General features: G+C 44.0%; 23 protein-coding genes. 7 read left to right on the top strand and 16 right to left on the bottom strand.

Features of this window, described 5'->3' with window-relative positions; translation table 11 throughout:
- Window positions 1-106: 106 nt before the first annotated feature.
- From VIP81_RS17940 to VIP81_RS17920, 5 genes are all read right to left on the bottom strand, one after another.
- A complete protein-coding gene (locus tag VIP81_RS17940; protein ID WP_331963971.1) occupies window positions 107-1,003 on the bottom strand; it encodes a winged helix-turn-helix domain-containing protein in 897 nt (298 codons plus the stop codon).
- 119 nt (window positions 1,004-1,122) lie between these two features.
- Window positions 1,123-1,821 carry a hypothetical protein gene (locus VIP81_RS17935; protein ID WP_331963968.1) on the bottom strand — a complete coding sequence of 233 codons (699 nt, stop codon included), beginning with the start codon at window positions 1,819-1,821 and terminating at the stop codon, window positions 1,123-1,125.
- Window positions 1,822-1,943: 122 nt separating this feature from the next.
- On the bottom strand, window positions 1,944-2,699 hold the full coding sequence (locus tag VIP81_RS17930; RefSeq protein ID WP_331963965.1) for a DUF1223 domain-containing protein: 756 nt from the start codon (window positions 2,697-2,699) through the stop codon (window positions 1,944-1,946).
- 11 nt (window positions 2,700-2,710) lie between these two features.
- Complete coding sequence (locus VIP81_RS17925; protein ID WP_331963962.1) at window positions 2,711-3,181, bottom strand: hypothetical protein; 471 nt, start codon at window positions 3,179-3,181, stop codon at window positions 2,711-2,713.
- A 7-nt stretch (window positions 3,182-3,188) separates the two neighbouring features.
- Entirely contained in the window at window positions 3,189-4,127 is a 939-nt protein-coding gene (locus VIP81_RS17920; RefSeq protein ID WP_331963959.1) for a heme-binding domain-containing protein, read from the bottom strand.
- A gap of 252 nt (window positions 4,128-4,379) precedes the next feature.
- Here VIP81_RS17920 and VIP81_RS17915 point away from each other — a divergent pair, with 252 nt between their 5' ends.
- Together VIP81_RS17915 and VIP81_RS17910 are read left to right on the top strand one after the other, a co-directional pair.
- A complete protein-coding gene (locus VIP81_RS17915) occupies window positions 4,380-5,402 on the top strand; it encodes a sensor histidine kinase (protein ID WP_331963956.1) in 1,023 nt (340 codons plus the stop codon).
- Window positions 5,383-6,144: a LytTR family DNA-binding domain-containing protein gene (locus VIP81_RS17910; protein ID WP_331963953.1), complete on the top strand. Its 762-nt coding sequence runs from the start codon at window positions 5,383-5,385 to the stop codon at window positions 6,142-6,144. Before VIP81_RS17915 ends, VIP81_RS17910 begins: the two co-directional genes overlap by 20 nt.
- 67 nt (window positions 6,145-6,211) lie before the next feature.
- Here the strand turns inward: VIP81_RS17910 and VIP81_RS17905 are convergent, their stop codons facing one another.
- A complete protein-coding gene (locus VIP81_RS17905) occupies window positions 6,212-6,625 on the bottom strand; it encodes a BrxA/BrxB family bacilliredoxin (protein ID WP_331963950.1) in 414 nt (137 codons plus the stop codon).
- Window positions 6,626-6,829: 204 nt separating this feature from the next.
- Between VIP81_RS17905 and VIP81_RS17900 the strand changes: the two genes are divergently transcribed.
- On the top strand, window positions 6,830-7,603 hold the full coding sequence (locus VIP81_RS17900) for a helix-turn-helix domain-containing protein (protein ID WP_331963947.1): 774 nt from the start codon (window positions 6,830-6,832) through the stop codon (window positions 7,601-7,603).
- 53 nt (window positions 7,604-7,656) lie between these two features.
- On the opposite strand, the gene VIP81_RS17895 is transcribed toward VIP81_RS17900, so the two are convergent.
- Both VIP81_RS17895 and VIP81_RS17890 read right to left on the bottom strand, forming a co-directional pair.
- On the bottom strand, window positions 7,657-8,118 hold the full coding sequence (locus VIP81_RS17895; RefSeq protein WP_331963944.1) for a YybH family protein: 462 nt from the start codon (window positions 8,116-8,118) through the stop codon (window positions 7,657-7,659).
- A 76-nt stretch (window positions 8,119-8,194) separates the two neighbouring features.
- Window positions 8,195-8,851, bottom strand: coding sequence for a GIY-YIG nuclease family protein (locus VIP81_RS17890; RefSeq protein WP_331963941.1), 657 nt, complete (start codon window positions 8,849-8,851; stop codon window positions 8,195-8,197).
- 180 nt (window positions 8,852-9,031) lie between these two features.
- Here VIP81_RS17890 and VIP81_RS17885 point away from each other — a divergent pair, with 180 nt between their 5' ends.
- Window positions 9,032-9,499, top strand: a complete 468-nt coding sequence (locus VIP81_RS17885) for an ester cyclase (protein WP_331963938.1) — start codon at window positions 9,032-9,034, stop codon at window positions 9,497-9,499.
- 51 nt (window positions 9,500-9,550) lie between these two features.
- On the opposite strand, the gene VIP81_RS17880 is transcribed toward VIP81_RS17885, so the two are convergent.
- Window positions 9,551-10,147 (bottom strand): thioredoxin family protein, encoded by a 597-nt coding sequence (locus tag VIP81_RS17880; RefSeq protein ID WP_331963935.1) that lies wholly within the window; start codon window positions 10,145-10,147, stop codon window positions 9,551-9,553.
- Between the two features lie 85 nt (window positions 10,148-10,232).
- Here VIP81_RS17880 and VIP81_RS17875 point away from each other — a divergent pair, with 85 nt between their 5' ends.
- Complete coding sequence (locus VIP81_RS17875) at window positions 10,233-11,132, top strand: LysR family transcriptional regulator (protein WP_331963932.1); 900 nt, start codon at window positions 10,233-10,235, stop codon at window positions 11,130-11,132.
- Here the strand turns inward: VIP81_RS17875 and VIP81_RS17870 are convergent.
- The 5 genes from VIP81_RS17870 to VIP81_RS17850 form a co-directional block, all read right to left on the bottom strand.
- Window positions 11,118-11,534 (bottom strand): hypothetical protein, encoded by a 417-nt coding sequence (locus VIP81_RS17870; RefSeq protein WP_331963929.1) that lies wholly within the window; start codon window positions 11,532-11,534, stop codon window positions 11,118-11,120. The genes VIP81_RS17875 and VIP81_RS17870 overlap by 15 nt on opposite strands.
- Window positions 11,535-12,172: 638 nt before the next feature.
- Window positions 12,173-13,138 carry a phosphatidylinositol-specific phospholipase C gene (locus VIP81_RS17865; RefSeq protein ID WP_331963926.1) on the bottom strand — a complete coding sequence of 322 codons (966 nt, stop codon included), beginning with the start codon at window positions 13,136-13,138 and terminating at the stop codon, window positions 12,173-12,175.
- 170 nt (window positions 13,139-13,308) lie between these two features.
- Window positions 13,309-14,151 (bottom strand): sigma-70 family RNA polymerase sigma factor, encoded by an 843-nt coding sequence (locus VIP81_RS17860; protein ID WP_331963923.1) that lies wholly within the window; start codon window positions 14,149-14,151, stop codon window positions 13,309-13,311.
- Window positions 14,152-14,163: 12 nt separating this feature from the next.
- A complete protein-coding gene (locus VIP81_RS17855) occupies window positions 14,164-14,382 on the bottom strand; it encodes a hypothetical protein (protein WP_331963920.1) in 219 nt (72 codons plus the stop codon).
- A 12-nt stretch (window positions 14,383-14,394) separates the two neighbouring features.
- The gene (locus tag VIP81_RS17850) at window positions 14,395-14,853 is read right to left on the bottom strand and encodes a carboxymuconolactone decarboxylase family protein (protein ID WP_331963917.1); all 459 of its coding nucleotides are present in this window, start codon (window positions 14,851-14,853) and stop codon (window positions 14,395-14,397) included.
- A 195-nt stretch (window positions 14,854-15,048) separates the two neighbouring features.
- Here VIP81_RS17850 and VIP81_RS17845 point away from each other — a divergent pair, with 195 nt between their 5' ends.
- Window positions 15,049-16,872 (top strand): glycoside hydrolase family 9 protein, encoded by a 1,824-nt coding sequence (locus tag VIP81_RS17845; RefSeq protein ID WP_331963914.1) that lies wholly within the window; start codon window positions 15,049-15,051, stop codon window positions 16,870-16,872.
- A gap of 98 nt (window positions 16,873-16,970) precedes the next feature.
- On the top strand, window positions 16,971-17,843 hold the full coding sequence (locus tag VIP81_RS17840; protein ID WP_331963912.1) for an alpha/beta hydrolase: 873 nt from the start codon (window positions 16,971-16,973) through the stop codon (window positions 17,841-17,843).
- 7 nt (window positions 17,844-17,850) lie between these two features.
- Here VIP81_RS17840 and VIP81_RS17835 read toward each other — a convergent pair whose 3' ends face one another.
- Both VIP81_RS17835 and VIP81_RS17830 read right to left on the bottom strand, forming a co-directional pair.
- Window positions 17,851-18,954, bottom strand: a complete 1,104-nt coding sequence (locus VIP81_RS17835; RefSeq protein WP_331963910.1) for an acyltransferase — start codon at window positions 18,952-18,954, stop codon at window positions 17,851-17,853.
- A gap of 106 nt (window positions 18,955-19,060) precedes the next feature.
- Window positions 19,061-19,565, bottom strand: a 505-nt coding sequence (locus VIP81_RS17830; RefSeq protein WP_331963907.1) for a GNAT family N-acetyltransferase, incomplete at its 5' end; no start/stop codon positions are given.

Genomic DNA, 19,565 nt, shown 5'->3' with positions numbered 1-19,565 from the left:
CCCTTTTTGTTCTTGCATATTATTTGCTCGGGCGTTTGCAGGTAATTTCGAATAACTATACAAGTAAGATAAAATAAATACGAGGAATTTCCAAACCGGCCTAAACCTAAGAGTGGAGTGTATCAAGCTTATAGCCTTTGCCACGTATCACCACAATTTTGCTATTCGGATCAGATTCCAGTTTTTTTCTAAGTTTTGATATGAACATATCCAGGCTACGCCCCACAATAACACCTTCATCTTCCCATATCTCTTTTTGCAACCGGCTTCTCTCTATAATCTCGTTAGGCGACAACGCGAAAATGAGTAGCAGCCGCGTTTCAGTTTCAGTCAGATCTACGGTCTTTTCATTTATTATCAGCTGCCGTTTCTCCGCATCAAACAAGACCGAGCCAAAAGTAATCATGTTCATATGCTGACGATTCTCAGGTAAAGCTTTTCGTGGCTTAACAGATCTGAAAAAAATAAAACCAACAAATGCTAAAAGTGGCAGGATGCCCAGAAGATATCCATTCTTTGCTGTATTTATTCCTGTTGATTTGAATTTAACATCGATCATGTAACATGCCCTGGGTTGATTCCTTCCTATGCAGGTTACAATATCGTTTTTTGTATTTTTGGATATAGCGTATCCGTAGGCTACACTGGAGTTGCTACAGTTCAGAACGTTAACAACATAATCACTTGCGAGCGGGTCCAGGGCCAACAAACGCCGGGTAGTATTCATCAGCGAGTCCGGTCGAAAAGTAAGATCCTTCTCAAACCTGATCTGGTATTCATTTTCGGCGATTTTTTTTATTGGGAGCACCCTTGACGTACTATCGCCCGACTGTAAAAGTAGTTCATGTCCGATCCTGCGGAGTAAAACTTCCCTCCTGGCGATATCAAAGTCGTTACTTCTCCCCATACTGAAAGCCACGCAGACTATCGAGATAAACAGGAGTAGTATCAATCCGCACAGGTACTTTCGTTTTCCGGAGAGGAGTTTTTGACTAAGATGCATAGTGTCAGTTTTTAAGGTACCCTTCGGAAGGGTTAAGTTCAAGAAGGTTAAATGAGAGAAAAAGAATCTGCTTCCAACCTGCTATAAATTGAATCGACATGGGTCTGCCGGATTTGTGTTCAACAGATCATCAATAACCTATTTTGTCCAGGTTTTTCCTTTGGCGCCCGGTGCAGGCAAGGAGGAACCTGGCTTTCAGGATGATCAACCGCCAACCTCCACAGGTTACCAAGACCTAAGCTTATGGGATGTGCATCAGGTTTAGCCTGATAATGCAGATCAAAGAAATGTTCACTCAAGAATGATTCAAAACCTTCGGCTGGTCCATCATATAGTTTTTTGAGTTCATCCCGTATTTCTGGAATAAGCACTTTCTTTTTGCCTTGTGAATTTGGCAGTATTTCACTGGACTCGCCATAGTAAGTACATAAAAAAGTATCGACTGGTATGGGAGAGCGATCTACATGAAAGGAATAAACATCGGTTGGGAAAAACGGGTAGGTATCATCCTGATCATAGTATTTGATCACATTAAGGATGGGAGATGCACCATGAGCTTGTAACATCTTCCAGTCATTTAAAAGAATTTCACGGGCAAGTTGCCCTTGTTTACTCAACTGAAGTTCATAAAGTTCGGCTTGTTCAATGACCGTTATATTTCCACTTAGCGCTACCTTGTTAACAATTTCAGAAAAATCACCCGGTAGTTTACGCGTCCAGCCAATCGCATTTATTGCGCCACTAAATGGCGTAGAAACAAGGTCCTGAAAATTCGTGACGTAGTGAATATGTTCCCCAGTATGAGAAAAATCTATCATAATAAATATAAAATCATTTGACAACGAAGTACGGAAATAGTAGCCGATCTGTGTCGTTTTGCACTCGCCCCGTCATATAAATATAGACAATGATAGTTAAAGTGTTGTGCTTCGGATATCACCTAATGAAGATCCGCTTTCGCAGCTGCGATAATATGGCCATCTTTTTCTCTTTGCAGCCACCCTATGAGCTCCCAATTTTGTGCATTAAAACCTGGGGGAACAGACAGTGACGCCACTGTCGTTCTTTGGATATCCACCGTCGTTAACTTTTGGACTATTTGCACGTGGGAGAGTTTTCTACCGGCATTTTCACCTGCTCTTACATTACTTAGTCCTTTCTTTTGCACCAGTGCCAGCAGGAGTCTGGTGTTTTTTTGTGAAGATGACAATTGCCAGGTGACTTCCATTTGCTGCGCTACTATTTTCGTTTGCAGGGAAAAGTTGACCGGCGTTTCCTGGGCAAAACCGTTGTTGATCGCCTGTGTCACGGCGGCGGCATCGGAGCCTATAAACTCGCTGCTGCCATTGATAACTATCTGTGGTGTATATACGCTGGGAAGGTGCATCCAGGTGGCGTATTGCTGTTGCCTTTCGGAAAAAATATGCTGGCTGAAACTGTCGCGCCATCCCTGATGATCCCAGTAGTCTACATGGAACGCCAGCAGATAAAGCGGTTTACCCTGACTTTCTTTTTCAAGTTTTGCCAGTAGTTCATCTGCCGGCGGGCAGCTGGAACAGCCTTCGGAGGTAAAGAGTTCTACTACTGCAAATCCTTTTGTGCTGTCTGATGTATCTGCAAGATGATGATACGGGGTATTACAGGATACTGTTAAGGTGTGGAGGAAAAGCATGCCGGATAATATCAATGATTTCATGTGTTATAATTTTAATTAGATGTAGATGGATCGCAGGGGTACCAGGCGAGGTCCTGGTTTTGAATGAAGTTTGTTCTGGAGGCAGCATCTGTTTCCGTAGCTGCGTATCCGTTATAAGTTTGTATAGTATAAGCTGGTTGTTGTTGGTTTGCCAGTGGCAGCATATTTACCGTTTCCACGCTGAGCAATGCTCCGTTGATATAGCTGCCAAACCAGTATTTGTTATCCTGCTCCCGATAGGTAACCAACCTGTATTGTTCTTCCGGCTGGTGTGCCGAGAGGTGGTTGATGTGATAGTCCATGGCTGCTTTGTTGCCATATAGCATGGAAACAGAGCCGGCTTTTTCATTGATGATGGTCGTTATTACCTGCAGGCCGCTGTCATTAAATACATAAGGTCTGATGGCAGGCATATTCTTTTTCGCAGTAGAACAGCCCATAAACAGGATGATTGTAAAGGTGATGAATGGTATAACGCGCATGGATATATTAATTTGAAGTGGATAGATCGAAAATACCGCCTGTTTGGTTGGCTGCCCGGTGGCAGGACGCGCAGGATTTGAAGGTCAGGGGAGTACCATATGGCTTAAGGTTAGGTGTATCAAACTTGGCATAACCCCAGCCATCGGTATCTTTATATGTTGTTTTATTTCTTACCATATACTGTATATTCAGAAATTTACCCGGGTGAATGTTTCCCTCCCTATCCATATTCTTTTCCCATACTACTTTAGCGATAATGGCGCCATCGGGCCATGGATGGATGTTGTTTGAACGGATCGCCTGCATGGCAACGGGGTTCGCGAACATTACGCGCATAGTGGTATTGTCGAACCGGGAAGTGGTACTCATTACCTGCCATTGCCGGTATTCGGGCATATAACGGATACCGTTTGCAGACACCAGATGTTGTGGGACGGACAGCGCCGGCTTTCCCCATTGCTCCAATGCTTCCCTGTTTTTAGCACTATCGCGGACAATGGTTACCCGCATGGAGCTGAGATAGCTGCGGAGGCCGGAGAGCTCCGCCGGAGTTACTTTTGCATTACTATGCAGTGCGGCATAGGAAGGCAGTGGCATATTGCCGGAGTTGATCATGTTATATGCTTGCCAGAGGGCAGATTGCTGTGCTGTCTTTGACAATTTATCCCATTCAGAAAAGTTCAGGTGCTTGCGTGCGGCGAGTATATCTTCTTTTACCAGCCCGGCAATAACAGGGAGTTTATCGAACCATTTCAGGTGCGGTGTATTGGAATGACAGTCATAGCAGGCATGTTGCAACAACTGTTTCACCTCCGGAGGTACCTGTATTTCTCCGGTTACCGGAGGATTGTTTACCACAGGTGTGGTGAAGGATATGGCCATAACTACTCCCGTTAGTACAACGGTTGAGAAGACGAATGCTTTTAGGCGGTTGGATAATTTCATGTTTCAAAGTATTATAGCACAAAGAGACAGTATCCGCTTTAAGCCTGAAAACGAAATACCCTGTAATCGGCGAAAAAGGGGTTGATCCGGACAAATTGGGCCCCGAACTGCATTGGCTTTATGGTACTTTTAAGCGGGCATTTTAAGCCCTGTCGGTTCCGGAGGTAACAATGCCAGGTTCAGGGTATTAAATGCCGGATATGGCCTCATTTTCTATGCTTGTTATCCAAATACTTATATCTTTGACAGGCTATGGAAAAAAGACAAGCCTTCAGGATCTCAGGCCGTATTATATGGTTAAGCTCTCTTTTCTTAGGCGTGATTGTATCATTGCCTAACCTGATACAGCATCAGTATAATATTTATGAGGTAATAGCCAACTCGCTGATCACCTTCGTCTTCTCGTTGTTTGTGTGGTATTATAATATGCTCACCTTACCGGTTTATACTTCACAGGAAATTGCCAGAGGATTTTCGCTCTTTCCCCTGATGAAGAATCTCGTAGTAGGTATTGTTGTGATGTTTTTGCTGTCGTACCTGCAGCAGCTGATATTAACACACCTGAACTTTGGTCCGGTAATGCTGATGTTTGAAGTACGGGGGGTATTGATCAACCTGACCTTTTACATGTTTATTCATTTGCTGTATCAAACCTATCAGAATCAACGGGTGAGCATAGAACTGGAGCGCACCAGGATGGATAATCTGGCGGCTCAGTATGAAATATTAAGACAACAGGTGAATCCACATTTTTTATTTAATACCCTCAACACACTCAAATATATGGTGGAGAGTGGAGATGAACATAGTGTTGATTTTATCCTGAAGTTATCGGATTTTTATCGGTTTACTTTGGAGAACAGAAAACTGGATCTGATACGCTTGTCTGAAGAGTTGAAGATTTTGCATGCTTACGTGTTTTTACTCAAAGCGCGTTTTGAGGAGGGATTTGAAGTGAATATCCAGGTGCCGGAAAGCCGGCAACAGTCCATGATGCCACCTTTTACGCTGCAGCTGCTGGTGGAAAATTGTATCAAACATAATGTGGTAGCTCCTGATAAACCGCTGTATGTAGAAATCTATACAGAAAACGATTTTATTGTGGTGAAGAATAATGTACAGCCTAAAATCACGCCTGAGGCATCTACAGGTATCGGGCTGGAAAATATCAACGAACGGTATCAGCATTTGTTGAGCAGGAACATTGACGTATTTCCTGAAACCACCACTTTTACTGTAAAACTACCGGTTATCAATGAGGATAGTCATAATTGAAGATGAAATAAAAGCAGCTAAATCGCTGTCCGGGTTGGTTGCCAAAATCAGACCTGATGCGACGGTGGTGGCCATGTTGAACAGCATTGAGCAGTCGGTCGCCTATCTTGCTGTCAATGAGCCACCAGACCTGATATTTATGGATGTGCAGTTGTCTGACGGATTGTGTTTTGAAATTTTCAGGAGGATGAAAATTACTTCTCCGGTGATTTTCTGTACGGCATTCGGAGAGTATTCCATGGAGGCAATTAAATCAAATGGGGTAGATTATTTGCTGAAACCTTTTTCTGTCAATGACCTGGAAGCGGCTTTTCAGAAGATGGATAATTTTAAGCATTTCTTTCAGCAGCGCAAACAGTCCGATTGGGAGGAGCTGATTAAAAAGCTGGATAGAAATGAAGGAAAGACCAGTTTCCTCGTATTTCATAACAACCGGTATATCACCGTTCGTACAGAACATATTGCGTATTTGTATATCAAGTACGACTCCCCTTATATGGTTACTTTTCAACAGCAAAAATATATTGTTCCACAAACGTTAGAGCAGATACAATCGCAACTTTCTGCCCGGCAGTTTTACCGGTTGAACAGGCAATACCTCGTGAATTTTGATGCCATTAAAGAAGTGGAACATTATTCCTCACGTAAGCTGGCACTACACCTGAGTGTGCCTACGGAAGAATCGTTGGTTGTAGGTAAAGAGAAGATGACGCATTTCTTGCAGTGGATGGAAAATCGTTGATACGCAAAAAACAAAAGACCCACTCATGGAGTGCGTCTTTTGCCTGATCATTTTTGAGAATAGCTGATTAGCAGAATTCGTCAAATGCATTCCTTAAATCATCGGCCAATCCCATAGCATCCCGTCCTTCAATTCTGTGTTTGGGAATGAAATACACCAGCTCTCCATCTTTAAAAAGCGCAATAGAGGGAGAAGATGGTGGAATATCGGCAATAAGGTTTCGAAAGCGGGCGGTAGCCTCTAAGTCTTGCCCCGCGAATACACTTGCAACGGTATCCGGCTTTTTGGGATGTTCCAAGGCTTGTCTGATTCCCGGCCGGGCCGATCCTGCAGCGCATCCGCAAACGCTGTTCACCACTACCATGGTGGTACCGGACTTTTTCATGATTTGATCAACCTCATCGGACGTAAACAGCTCCTGAATACCGACTGTCGTTAATTCGTCTCTGAAAGGTTTGATTAATAAAGGAGAATAAGGCATAATTATTATTTTGAGGTGAAGAAATGCGGCTAAAAGATTCCATGAAAACAAATTTGCGGAGGAATTGTTCGCAGTTGATTTTCAATAGATAGCGACGAAACTATTATCGTGTAAAAAAAATAAAGTATATTCGGAATGGTTTTAATGTATGCTATGCCTGCTGATAAATGACAGCCCTATTATTGGTATTTAACTCCCGCTACTATGCAATTTATTCCCTCTCACATACTGAAGCCCTACGTGCAGCGCTACTGGGTATTTTCCACGGATCAGGATATGACGAATCAAACTTTTTTTCCCAGTGGATTTATTGATTTTGCCGTTAATATTTCTAATGGCAGCGCCAGTACTATTATTAATGGCCGCCCCATAGATATGCCGAAAGTAGAAGTACTTGGACAATTGACCAAGCCAACAAGACTGAGTGTCACCAAAGGCACGGAAGTGCTCATCGCCAGGATTTTCCCTTATGCCAACGCACTTTTTTTTCCTAACCCCATAGCGGAGTTTACAAATGACTCGGTAGACCTGGAAGGTGTTCTGGGAAAGGAATCCAGCGAATTTTATGACAAGTTAATTCATGCCGGTACGCTGGAACAGAAAGTGAGGGAGCTGGATCAGTTCCTGATTCAACGATTGCGTAAAAGCAAAAAGCTGGATAATAAAGTTACGCTTCTCGAACGCATATGTGGTCATATTGAGGCGGAAGGCGAATTGTTTAATATGAAATTCCTGGCGGACAAATACGGCTTTTCAGAGCGCTATATCCAACAATTGTTTCTCGACCATGTGGGACTTACACCGCGATCATTTTTCCATATTCAGCGCTTCAACAGAAGCCTGGAACTTGTTCATACAGCTGAGGTGTCGCTGACAGCTATTGCTTACGATTGTGGCTACTTCGATCAGGCACATTTTATAAAGGAATTTAAAAAGTTCACAGGATTAACACCGTCGGAAGTCCGTTCCGGACGTTGATCGGGGGAAGGAGTATTCCCGGTCCAAGGGAATCCTTTGGACCGGAAAGCTGATTAATTAGGTTGACTGCTGTTATACATGTCTCTGAACATTTTCCAGCCGTCTTTCGTCTTCTTCCATACTACGATGTATTTGCCTTCACCCAGCATTTTTCCATTACCATCAAAAACCTGCGTGAGCCCTACTTCCGTTACAAAATCGCCTCCATCACCATACACATCGAGGGTGGTAATCTTACCGTTTCTGGAACCGGCGGCATACACATCATTAAAGAATTTAGCAAGTCCATCATGTCCGCAGAAAGCCGGAGCACCGGGCATTAATAAACAGGCGTCTTCTGTATAGAGGTTCAGAATAGATCCATCATTTTTAGCGAACAGACTGAAATGAATGGCATTGGCCTGGGCAATCGCTTTCTTTGCATCTTCTAAATTTGAAAGCTGTTGGGATTGTGCGATACCGTTAAAGGAGCATACAACCATGATAAACAGTAGCACAGGGAGCTTAAGTTTCATAAGTTTAATTTGTTTCTTACAAAGATCACTCCCGGGGAACAGGTAAAATTGTACAAAAGCGAACAAAAAATTGATATCAGTACAGTTGATTATGCAATATCCTTTTGATCATTTGTATGGTAGATCGGCTTACCTGACCTTTGTATTTTTGAAGAATGCTACTCTCGCTGGTGTTACTACTCAATTCGCTGGCCACACGTAGCCATTTGCCCAGGAATTCGGAATTGGGGGTGCGGTATCTCAGCAGTCTCCTGACTGTTTCAATAATCACCTTGCTCACCGTGCCTTCGTGTAACTCAAATACTTCATTGTTATTCAGTCCCAGCTTGATGTCATCTACAATCCGGGAGTAATCCTGCAGGTATTTTTCATTGGCTTCCATTACCTGCAGCATGGGGTTATCACTAAAAGTGATATCGGTATACTTACGGGGCTGTTTCTGTAACCCTTGCAGGGCATAGTTCCTGGCCACATTGTCGCAGATGATCAGGTCGTCTTTACTTAATTCAAACCATTCTCCTTTTACGCGCTTGTGTTGAAAAACGATATGCAGACTTTCTTCCAGCTCGCTCATATTCAGGGCTGCATACTGCCTGATGACACGAAACATAACGGGTAAGTGTGTATGATAAGCCGCCAACCGCTTATGCAGGTCCTGCGTCTTGCCAATCTTATACAGGTTCTTTCCTGTATTCAGAATGTACACACATTTACCAACTTGTACTTGCTCCATGAGGTGTCTTCGCGCTTATTAAAATGAGAATTCTGGTATCAATTTACGACTATGATTATTATATACAAAATTCACGAATTATTTAAAACCGCAAGAACCGGGTTACTATCCGCTATGGCTCCCCGTACTTTTGAATGCAGGAAAGAATTAAAACACGTTAAAAATTAAACATTCAAAATTATGGGAACACTGGAAAAATCAAGAGAAGAAATCAACAAAGCAATAGTAGGACGCTGGTTTACCAGCTTCTGGGGTGAAACGGTTGACTTATCAATTGTTCAGGAGTTGGCAGCACCAGATATGCTGTTGCATTATTCATTGCACGAACCGAGAAAAGGACATGAGGATATTAAAGCCTTTATGACGGATTTCCGTGCCGCTTTTCCGGATCTGAATTTCTGGGGAGCAGCAGACCTTATCGCGGAAGGTGATTATGTAGTGGGGCGCTGGGAAGGCGGCGGTACGCATACGGGCCCTGCTTTCAGCGACTTCTTAGCAGGATCTTTGCCGGAGGCCACAGGGAAGAAGATGCACTTTACCGGTACCACTGTACTTAAAATTGAAGACGGTAAAATTGTATCTGAAGTTGGTTTGGATGACGGCGTTACTGCCTTACAGCAATTGGGGCTGCTGACCACCGTCAAATAATGCAGGAGAGGTGTCTTCAGGAAATACTGGAGACACCTTCTCTTAAAATAATCAGATAACTGACGGTAAAATATCCGCTTTTTCTGCCCAGGTGGAGCCGGGATAAGTAGCCAGGAGCTTATTCCAGTAAGGCACTATGTCCGCGAACGCTTTACCGTTGGCAAAGAAGGAAGCTACACCCGCCCAGTACATCGCTTCCTGATCCAGTACCGGGTATGCTGCTGCAAGGGAAAGGTTACTGAACAGCTCTAATGCCTCCGCATGTTTTCCCCTACGCATTAACATGGCGCCACGACCAATTGATAGTTCAATAATAAATTGTTTGGGAGAAAGATAACCTGCTATATTTCGTACAACGGCACCATCAGGTGAGTATATGTATAGCGCTGGTGTCCATTGCAGCGCGTTAGGGAGATAGGCTTTGATAAAATTACGGGTTATTTTACTTGCGTGGTACTTTACCAATACGTAATGCTGATCCAGGTATTCCTGTACAGCTGCATCTTCATAGGTGACAGCATCCATCCGTTCACACCCTTTGCAATTGGTATTCCAGAAGTCGATCAACAAAGGTCGCTGCGTAGCGATTGCCAGTTCAAAAGCACTGTCTATGTCTGCTTCAGTGAATTTTTTTATGACTGTTTCCATCATTATATTTTTTATCTGTCAAAGGTAGGTTGTCATATGTCATGAAGAAAATGAATAGTTTTAGTATTTTTAATTAAAAATATTCATGATTATAAGCAACGACCTGCTGCTGGTGCAGCGCATTGTAGAACATGGATCTTTGACCAAAGCTGCCGATAGCCTGTTTCTTACGCAGTCGGCCCTAAGTCATCAGTTGAAAGACCTGGAGCATAGAACGGGTTTGCAAATTTTTGATCGGGTAAATAAGAAGCTGTTGCTCACCCATGCAGGAAGACGTATTATGGAAGGCGCCGGCAGCATCCTGCCGCAGTTGTCGCAATTGAATGAGGATATTCTTGCCTACAAAAAAGGAAAGTTATCCAGTCTGCGTATCAGCACAGAGTGTTACACCTGCTATCATTGGTTACCGGAAATTATCACCCGCTTAAAATCTCAGATGGAGCAGGTGGAAATATCCATCGTGGCTGCCGCTACACAAAGACCACTGGAATACCTGCTCAATGGCGAACTGGATCTGGCGATTGTTTCAGAAAAACCAGATCATCCGGCTATCCATACCACGAATTTGTTTTCAGATAACCTCGTTGTGGTACTGCCACGTAACCATCCATTCACGCGTACCAAAATGGCGCTCACGGCAGCTGATTTTGCGACAGAGCACCTGCTGGTATATGATGCATATGGTTCACATAATCATTTTTCAAAAGAGTTTTTCCGGGAAACAGGCCCGAAAACCATCACCCGTATACAGTTAACAGAAGCCATCATTGAAATGGTGAATGCCGGTATGGGCCTTGCTATTTTCGCTACCTGGGTAATTGCACCTTATTTGAAACATAAAGATATCGTGACCATGCCGTTGAAGTCACCTCTCAGGAAGAGAGCCTGGAGGGTGGCTACGCTTCAGAAGAAGCATCCGCTGATACCACCGTTTGTGTCGGCAGTGAAGGAATATTTTCAGGAAGACAAGCTAATGATTGGCTGATCCGGAAATCTTTTTATCTCTTTCTTTAAAGGTATTGTTGAAATATACCCAGGTGAAAGCCACCACGTAAATAAAAGCAACAATTACAAATAGCAGGGGCATACTGTCATAGACGCAGACCTTGAACAATACTACTTCCAGGAGTAATAAACCAAGCAGGTACCATTTATAGGGAGTGCGCTTTTCCGCTTCCGCACAACGCTTCAGGACGTAGGCATATGGCCATGCAAAGAGCAACCCATTAATGATGGTAAGTGGGAGGCTGTAAAATAAGATCATTGGCAAAAGGCCAGCCAATGCCTCCCTTCGGTCGGTAGACATAAAAACAAAGGCAATCAGCGTAAGAGGAATATCCCTTGTCAGGAAGTAAATCAGAAATTTTTTTATTGTGGCTTTATTCATGGGTCGGGTACAGACTTTTTTTTAGGTATGCAGGAACGGGACGATGGCTACAGTCTTTCACACTAATATACCCAAATATTTAATTTATTACTGATCATGTGACTATAAATACGGTCACATGACAAGATAAACTATCTGAAACATCGGCTACATGAACAGGGCGGGATTGGAACCTGCGATACTATACAATCATTGCCAGTGTGCTCGTCAGGTTAGCCACCTGTGTGGGTAGAAATGCAGGAAAATCGCCACACCACTGGATAATTGGATCTGCATTAACTATATAGTGCGGTTCCAGTCCGTCGCCTGTTCTTATTTTTGGAATGGGACCCGGTTTGCATCGTACTAGCTAATGCCGTTAACCACAGCACAGACGTACACGCAGGTGTGCTGCTAACCAGGTGTCGGAGCAAGAAAGGGTTTTCATTCACTCCATTAAATAATATCAGGGTGTATTATTACATCTGCTATATAAGGTTATTTTGAGTCAAAGGATATGTTTACTTTTTGGGAGTCCATTGATTTAACAAATCTACAATAAAAAGGTTCAAAGGTTGGGATGCCTAATCAATGATAAGAAAAAAGGTGGCCATTTGTTGATGACCACCATTAGTTAAAATGCCTAAATATTTCTTCGCCTAAAAATTCGTATTAATAATCAACGTATTCCTGTCTGCTGCTGCAAAATCCATCGGAATAATCCCATATCTGCCCTGGGGATTGCTGGTGAAATAGGTATTGATCCTCGGATTAATATTATTGGAAACAGTGGTAATACTGGGAATACCAAAGATCAGCGATTTGTAGCCGCTGGTAAAGTTGATGTACAAAACAGAAGTCGTACCATTTTTTGCTTCGGTCAACAGGTTACTGATGCCTGTCCATTTGGCGTTGTTATCAGGTACTACATATTGATCCTGTACACGCAAACTGGAGTTGGCGTTATTGATAGAGAAGGTGGTATTATCGGCCCAGTTGGTGGCTTCAATACCTTTAGGCGTGCTGGAAGCGCCGAACCTTCTCAACAGTACAATTTTGCCTCTTACGGAACCCAGGTTGGGTACGGCGTCGCCCAGGTACCATTTGGATGGTTGCAGGGCGGTGTAGCTATCAAATGTTTGTTCAAATGTGCGGGTGTTGTTGGAGGGATCATATTCCTCTTTTACGCACATCACAATGGTTTCTGTGGGGTTGGTGGCGAGGAAGTTGTAGCAGTCGGTTAATACATCTGTAAAGTTTAAGTTCTGATAAATAGAACCATGGTGGATAGCAAATGCATCTCCAATGTGACGGCATCGGATGTCCAGGAAGCGGGTGCCGGCATCCAGCTGTTCACGGATGCTGAGGTTCTGGCATTTGGCGGTACCGCTAACCGGCTCTGTACGGGCGCCGCTGTCATGCGTGCCGGGAATAGATAAATTGCTGATATTGGTGTTGTCTGCAATAGATCCCATCCATGCGGCGAGGGACACGGTTAAAGTGCCGGCGGCAAGGCTGTTTTGACCTGTTTCAATGCCGGTGTTCGCAGTTGGATTTACCAGGTCTTTTTTGCAACCAAAAAAAGAGAACGCGGCTAGTGCCAGAAAAAGGGTTTGCTGTTTCATAGTGGAAAAATGTTTATACTTAAAAATACGCGGAAAAATCGTTTTTGCACCGCAGTGGAAATTAAATAACGGTTAAGCATATAGGAAACAATTAACCGCCAATGGACAACGTTGGTGACCATTGGAAACATCCTGGGTGGAACTGTTGTAACGTTCCACCCAAACTACTTTTAGCTCAATGAAATAGATTTTAATTTATCCGGATCTACTACATTGCTGACCTGGAATATTTTGCCGTCTTCCGCCGAAACACCCAGTATCTGGCAGGCTACCAGCACCGTTTCATTGTAGTATAATAGTGCGGGCTGATGATTGACGGCCGACTGTACAATCGTGAAACCGGAATCGTACTTCTCATAAATATATAGCAACAGCGCTGCCACCTCGTGCAAACCAATAGAGATCTTTTTCACTACATTCATTTTACTACCACCATCTGCAAAGAAGGTAACATCACGGGAGAGCAGGTTTTCGAGGGTTGCCGTATCCCGGCTCCTGATAGCATGAATGAAATTGTTCAGCATATCCGAAGGGACTTTTTTCCGGTTGGTAGCCGGCTGCCGGGATTCGTGTAGCCTTGTACGTGCTCTGCTCAGCAGTTTCCGTGATCCTTCTACAGTAATAGCCAGTACTTCCGCAATTTCTTCATGTGAATAACCAAAGCTTTCTTTCAGAATAAATACTGCCCTTTCTTTTGGGTTTAGTTGCTCCATCAATACCAGCATGGAATAGGAGGCAACATCATGCAGGTTGATATTGGTATCGGCCCCTTCTGTTGTCACGGGCTCCGGTAGCCATACATCACCCAACTTCACCTGTTTTTTCTTTTGTTTGATATTAAGGGCCCGATTGATCACACTTTTAATCAGATAGTTTTTTTCATTGTCTATGTGTTCTTTGGAGGCCGCCAGGTAATTGTATAATACATCCTGTATAGCATCTTTAGCATCTTCTACAGCGCCTAGAATATTATAGGCATACGGAAATAGTATGGTCTGATAATCTTTCAACACAGATAATTTAGGTTATTTGAACCAGGCAGATAAAAGCCTGGTGTAAAAAGGTACAATAATATAGAATACCGTTGGAACAATAATAATGGTGAGTATAAATGTTCTTAACACTAGCGGCAGCAATAACAGCAGGTCGCCGAATAAATAGAACGTAAGCGTAATAAGTGGAAAAATGGCAAGCCAGATGATGAAAGCCATTTTGTGCTGATTGTTTTTGTTGGATGATGTCATGGTATAATAAAATTAAAATTGTCCTGCTTTATGATTACCAGGTGTAGTGCGAAATGCTTTGTTAATCCTGTTCCACGCATTGATTTGAGCAATGACCACCGTGAGATCTGCTATCTCTGCTTTGGAGAATAAGTCAGATAAGGTGGTGTATAATTCGTCACTCACTTCTTCACGGCTGGTGTTGGTGAGTGCTTCGGCAAAGGCCAGCGCGGCTCTTTCCTTATCACTGTAGTAAGGACATTCTCTCCAGGTGATTAATGAATGCAACCGCTGCTCTGTTTCTCCCATGTGGATAGATTCTTTGTGATGCACATCCAGGCAGTATGCACAACCATTGATCTGGGAAATCCGGTACTTCATCAGTTCCAGCAATTTCAGATCGGCGCCGGATTTTTTAAAATAAAATTCGGTCTTCAATAATCCGTCAAAAAGCCCTTTGGTCGTATCTTGATAAGAAACTCTCTGTTGCATTTTTTGTAGTTTTTATTTTTTAATTGATATGTTACGTTAATAAGACAGAGAACGGGGGCAAAACGTGACAGGGTTCCCGTTTTTTTTTGAAAAGATAAATGCAGGTGGATTTATTATCCACTTTTCTTAATGATCGATTGATTATTTTAGAGAGATATTACTATCACAAACCTTATCTCCTTACAATCATCCATCATGAAATTTGCCATACACATCACCTGCTTCCTGCTGCTGCTATCGGGAATCGCCACAGCCCAGCCGGTAAAAGTACTGATCAATCATATCGGTTACGAATACAATCAGCCTAAACAGGCCATCGTTGTTGCTGATACAAAAGTGCTCGTCAATAGTTTTGAACTATTGGAGGTAGCCACCGGAAAAAAGGTATACGAAGGAAAAGTTACTTACAGTGGTCCGGTGAACCAATGGAAACACTGGCTTTTCTGGACCATTGACTTCAGCGCATTTAAAACCACCGGGAATTACCTGGTGCGTATAAATGTAGCCGGTAAGCCGGTGTCTTCCTATCCCTTCTCTATTAATAAAAATGTACTGGAGCAGGCTACTATTTCAGATGTAGTCTATTACTTCAAAGGACAAAGAAGTTCCGGCCTGCTGGATCAGGCAGATCATCACCTGCTGTTGTCCGGTAAAACCACAGATACCATAGACGCCCACGGAGGCTGGTATGATGCGACCGGCGATTACGGTAAACACCTCTCTCACCTGTCTTTCTCCACTTATTTTAACCCACAGCAGATTTCCCTTACCGTGTGGAGTTTACTGAAAACAGAAGCGCTGTTAAGACAAAAGCCGGGCACTGATTACCGCCAATACCTGCGCAGGATACTCGATGAAGCCATGTACGGCGCCGACTACCTGGTACGTCTGAAAGCGCCCAATGGTTCCTTTTACCGCTCTGTAAATGCGCCCGGCCCCGGCAAACAGGCGAAAGACCGGGTAATCCGCGCAGAAGATAAAGGCTATCGCATCAAACAATCAAAAGATCAGGTGTACAGTCACGTGGAAGAAGAAGATAACTGGCGTAGCTATCAGTCGAGCTATCGCTCAGGAGCAGGCCTTTCTATCGCCGCATTGGCCATTGCATCTACCTATGATACCGCCGGTGAATACACGAACGCGACTTACCTAAAAACAGCCGAAGCCGCCTTTGCTTTCCTGGAAAAGGAAAACAGCAAAATGACCAACGATGGTAAAGAGAATATTGTAGATGATTATTGCGCATTGAGTGCCGCCACAGAATTGTATAAGGCAACGAAGAAGCAGGTGTACCTGGCCGCCGCCGCCAGAAGGGCGCAGCAGCTGATGGACAGAATAATTTCCAGCGGTAAATACATCAACTACTTCCGGGCGGATGATAAAGACAGGCCCTTCTTTCACCCGTCAGATGCAGGTTTGCCGGTGATCAGCCTGTTGAATTTTTACCCGCTGGCACCAGAGGCCCTGCAGCCCCGGCTAAAAGAAACCATCCGCCGGTATATGCAATATGAACTGGCACTGACAGCTGAAGTAAACAACCCCTTCGGCTACAGCCGCCAATACACAGAAGATACCGCTGGTATCCGGAAAACAACGTTTTTCTTCCCGCATGGCAGCGAAGCATCGCCATGGTGGCAGGGCGAAAACGCAAGACTGGCATCTGTAGCCACCGCCGCGAGAATGGCTGCCCACTTTTTTAGTGCCGATAAACCCCTGCACGACAGCCTGGAAACGCTGGCTGTTAACCAGCTCAACTGGATCCTGGGACTCAACCCCTATGACGCCTGTATGCTACAGGGCAGCGGACATAATAACCCCGCCTATGGCTTCTTCGGCACATTTGAATATACCAATGCGCCCGGGGGCATTGTAAACGGTATTACCTCGGGACTGGAGAATGAGTCAGATATTGATTTCAACCTTTCCTATGCCAGCACCGGGAAAGACTACGACTGGCGCTGGGCAGAACAATGGCTGCCACATGCTGCCTGGTTCCTGCTGGCAGTGGCCGAAAAATAGTTAGTCAATTGTTAATCATTTTGTATTTCGGATTGTAAAACATATACAAGGGCCAAAAAATTTTCTTTTGACAGATAAATCAACATAATTATCTGCGCATGAAAAAACTTTTGGCCCTTTTTGTTTTTACACTGGCATTATTTGTTACTCGTTCGGAAGCCCAGGAAATACGCCCACTCTATAAAGATTCTATTCCTAACAGTATCGGCAAAACAGCCCCCGCAGATGCTCCTACGATTACGATCTATAAGCCGGAAAAACCCAATGGTGCAGCCATCATCATCTTTCCAGGCGGCGCTTACGCCTTTCTCGCCTTTGATGAAGAGGGCACTAAAATAGCAGAAGCATTTAAAACCAAAGGGGTTACCGCCTTTGTCGTGAAATACAGGCTCCCTTCAGATGCCACCATGCGCGACAAAAGCATGGGACCGCTACAGGATGCCCAGCAAGCCATTAAAATGGTGAGAATGAATGCGGCGGAATGGGGAATAGATAAGAATAAGATTGGTATCGCAGGCTATTCCGCCGGCGGACACCTGGCGGCTACACTCGGTACACACAGCGGCAAAAGCTATATTCCCAATAAAGAAAATACAGACCTGCGCCCGGATTTTATGATCCTGGTATACCCGGTGATCAGCATGAATAAAGACCTGGCTCATATAGGTTCGAGAACAAGTTTGCTCGGCGCCGATCCTACGCCGGAAAAAATAGCGTTCTTTTCCAATGAAGAATGGATCAATAACAATACGCCACCAGCTTATATTACCCACACCAACGATGATGGAGTAGTGAGTGTGAATAACAGCATTGCCTTCTATCAGGCCATGATTAAAGGTGGTATCCCAGCAGAACTGCATCTTTATCCTACCGGCAACCATGGATTCACCCAACGGTTACCCGTATACGAATGGCTGGACCCTATGATCTGGTGGATGAAAAGAGGGGGCTGGTTACCCAATACCCCCTGATATTGAGTCATGGCATAGCAGCGTGGACAGGAGGTTGTTGTACAGGCGGCCTGGAATGCAGCAGCTTCAGCAACGGACGCTCTACCTTCTGGTAGAACAAAATGCCCGCGCCTATTGCCAGCACCATATGTACAACAATGGACAGATCCGGATTCCAGAAAAAGCCGGTTTGTACATATACCTGTGAGAGTAAATAAAATAGTGTGTAGTGCGTTAAATAAATAGAATAAGACGCATCTCCTACGAGCAAACCAAAGCGGTTATTCCATAGTTTGGAAAATACTTCTTTCTTCTCCAGAAAAATACAACCGGCAAGAATAAATGCACTGGGTAATCCCCACAACAATACACGTTTCAAACTACCAGTACCACTGGTCACACTTCCCAGTTCGGAGATATCTCCAAAACCATGTAAAATATTATAAACATAGCCGCCTAAACCCAATATCAACAACGTCGCCGCCACCACGGTAGGTACTTTGGCGTGCCGGTACAACCAGTAAATAATAACACCAAAAAGGAATTCCAACATAATTGGATTGGTATAAAATATGGCCCTGAAATCCTGCGGATGTAAAAGTCGGCCTATGACTACCAGTGCCGGAATAACAAGTAACAGCAATAATGCTTTATTTTTTACACGGAATAAAATCAATATGAAAAACAACACGTAAAACCACCACTCATAGCTAAGTGACCAACCTACTATTAAAATAGGTCCTAACCAGGTTTGCGAATTTAATATCGGCAACATCAATGCGGTATCCCTCAGGCCATTAAGTACCACTGCCACTGGAAAGAACTTGTCAAAAAAGCAGAACAGTACCATGAACAGTAAACTGGCCACATAATAGATAGGATTGATTCTCATAAAGCGTTTCTTCAGAAAATCAACCCCTTCCCTGGCACCAAAATAACTGTTCGCCACATAACTGATGATAAAACCCGATATCCCGAAGAACAAGTCCACCCCTATGGCGCCAAAGTTTTCCAGGAAATAAAATTTTTGCTGATGAGATACGGAAAAAGCTTCCTGTGTATCAATAGCGTGTACGTGTACAACGAGGATAACTGCTATTGCGCGTAAGAACTGTATGCTGTTAATCTTCATAAATGGGATACTGATTGAGGGTAAAGGATTGTAACACCGGCTCCTTATTTGTGTACAGCAAGTTAATGCAGCCCGCTGTAACTACACCTCAGTCAGTATGGCCCCCTCAGTAACGCTGTAGCCACTCCTCCCGACTGATCTTAAACCAGTTATGCAGCACCTCATCGTGATAAAAAGTTTCCTGCATCGTAAATCCGGTTTTTTCCAGCACCCGGTTGGAACCAATATTGGCCACATCTGCACAGGCATAAATCACCTCGGGTTTCAATTGCGTAAATCCATAACGGAGCGAAGCAACCGTACATTCAGTAGCATAGCCCTTGCCCCAATATGCCTTTATAAACCGATAACCCAGATCGTAGTAGTCGACATGATGATTAAAAGGAGTAGTGATCAGCTTTAATCCCGCCCAGCCCACAAAGTGGTTGCTCTCTTTTTCAATCACTGCCCATCTGCCAATACCCAATTCTTTGTACTGCTGCCGGATGAAATTGATTTTTCCCCGGGCTTCTTCCATCGTGGTAATGAGTTGACCGGGCAAATGACGCACCACCTCCGGATCGGAGTCCAGGGCAAACATGCCAGGGGCATCGGCCGGAATCAGCTCTCTC

Origin of the sequence: Chitinophaga sp. (assembly GCF_036566945.1) — a bacterium.
GTDB lineage: Bacteria > Bacteroidota > Bacteroidia > Chitinophagales > Chitinophagaceae > Chitinophaga.
The sequence above is the reverse complement of the archived record's forward strand: the minus strand, read 5'-3'. Positions and strand labels throughout refer to the sequence as shown.

What these genes read in the sequence shown, in the direction of transcription:
- VIP81_RS17940 (WP_331963971.1), bottom strand. Translation starts at nt 1,003, where the DNA reads ATGCATCTTAGTCAAAAACTCCTCTCCGGAAAACGAAAGTACCTGTGC.
- VIP81_RS17935 (WP_331963968.1), bottom strand. Translation starts at nt 1,821, where the DNA reads ATGATAGATTTTTCTCATACTGGGGAACATATTCACTACGTCACGAAT.
- VIP81_RS17930 (WP_331963965.1), bottom strand. Translation starts at nt 2,699, where the DNA reads ATGAAATCATTGATATTATCCGGCATGCTTTTCCTCCACACCTTAACA.
- VIP81_RS17925 (WP_331963962.1), bottom strand. Translation starts at nt 3,181, where the DNA reads ATGCGCGTTATACCATTCATCACCTTTACAATCATCCTGTTTATGGGC.
- VIP81_RS17920 (WP_331963959.1), bottom strand. Translation starts at nt 4,127, where the DNA reads ATGAAATTATCCAACCGCCTAAAAGCATTCGTCTTCTCAACCGTTGTA.
- VIP81_RS17915 (WP_331963956.1), top strand. Translation starts at nt 4,380, where the DNA reads ATGGAAAAAAGACAAGCCTTCAGGATCTCAGGCCGTATTATATGGTTA.
- VIP81_RS17910 (WP_331963953.1), top strand. Translation starts at nt 5,383, where the DNA reads ATGAGGATAGTCATAATTGAAGATGAAATAAAAGCAGCTAAATCGCTG.
- VIP81_RS17905 (WP_331963950.1), bottom strand. Translation starts at nt 6,625, where the DNA reads ATGCCTTATTCTCCTTTATTAATCAAACCTTTCAGAGACGAATTAACG.
- VIP81_RS17900 (WP_331963947.1), top strand. Translation starts at nt 6,830, where the DNA reads ATGCAATTTATTCCCTCTCACATACTGAAGCCCTACGTGCAGCGCTAC.
- VIP81_RS17895 (WP_331963944.1), bottom strand. Translation starts at nt 8,118, where the DNA reads ATGAAACTTAAGCTCCCTGTGCTACTGTTTATCATGGTTGTATGCTCC.
- VIP81_RS17890 (WP_331963941.1), bottom strand. Translation starts at nt 8,851, where the DNA reads ATGGAGCAAGTACAAGTTGGTAAATGTGTGTACATTCTGAATACAGGA.
- VIP81_RS17885 (WP_331963938.1), top strand. Translation starts at nt 9,032, where the DNA reads ATGGGAACACTGGAAAAATCAAGAGAAGAAATCAACAAAGCAATAGTA.
- VIP81_RS17880 (WP_331963935.1), bottom strand. Translation starts at nt 10,147, where the DNA reads ATGGAAACAGTCATAAAAAAATTCACTGAAGCAGACATAGACAGTGCT.
- VIP81_RS17875 (WP_331963932.1), top strand. Translation starts at nt 10,233, where the DNA reads ATGATTATAAGCAACGACCTGCTGCTGGTGCAGCGCATTGTAGAACAT.
- VIP81_RS17870 (WP_331963929.1), bottom strand. Translation starts at nt 11,534, where the DNA reads ATGAATAAAGCCACAATAAAAAAATTTCTGATTTACTTCCTGACAAGG.
- VIP81_RS17865 (WP_331963926.1), bottom strand. Translation starts at nt 13,138, where the DNA reads ATGAAACAGCAAACCCTTTTTCTGGCACTAGCCGCGTTCTCTTTTTTT.
- VIP81_RS17855 (WP_331963920.1), bottom strand. Translation starts at nt 14,382, where the DNA reads ATGACATCATCCAACAAAAACAATCAGCACAAAATGGCTTTCATCATC.
- VIP81_RS17850 (WP_331963917.1), bottom strand. Translation starts at nt 14,853, where the DNA reads ATGCAACAGAGAGTTTCTTATCAAGATACGACCAAAGGGCTTTTTGAC.
- VIP81_RS17845 (WP_331963914.1), top strand. Translation starts at nt 15,049, where the DNA reads ATGAAATTTGCCATACACATCACCTGCTTCCTGCTGCTGCTATCGGGA.
- VIP81_RS17840 (WP_331963912.1), top strand. Translation starts at nt 16,971, where the DNA reads ATGAAAAAACTTTTGGCCCTTTTTGTTTTTACACTGGCATTATTTGTT.
- VIP81_RS17835 (WP_331963910.1), bottom strand. Translation starts at nt 18,954, where the DNA reads ATGAAGATTAACAGCATACAGTTCTTACGCGCAATAGCAGTTATCCTC.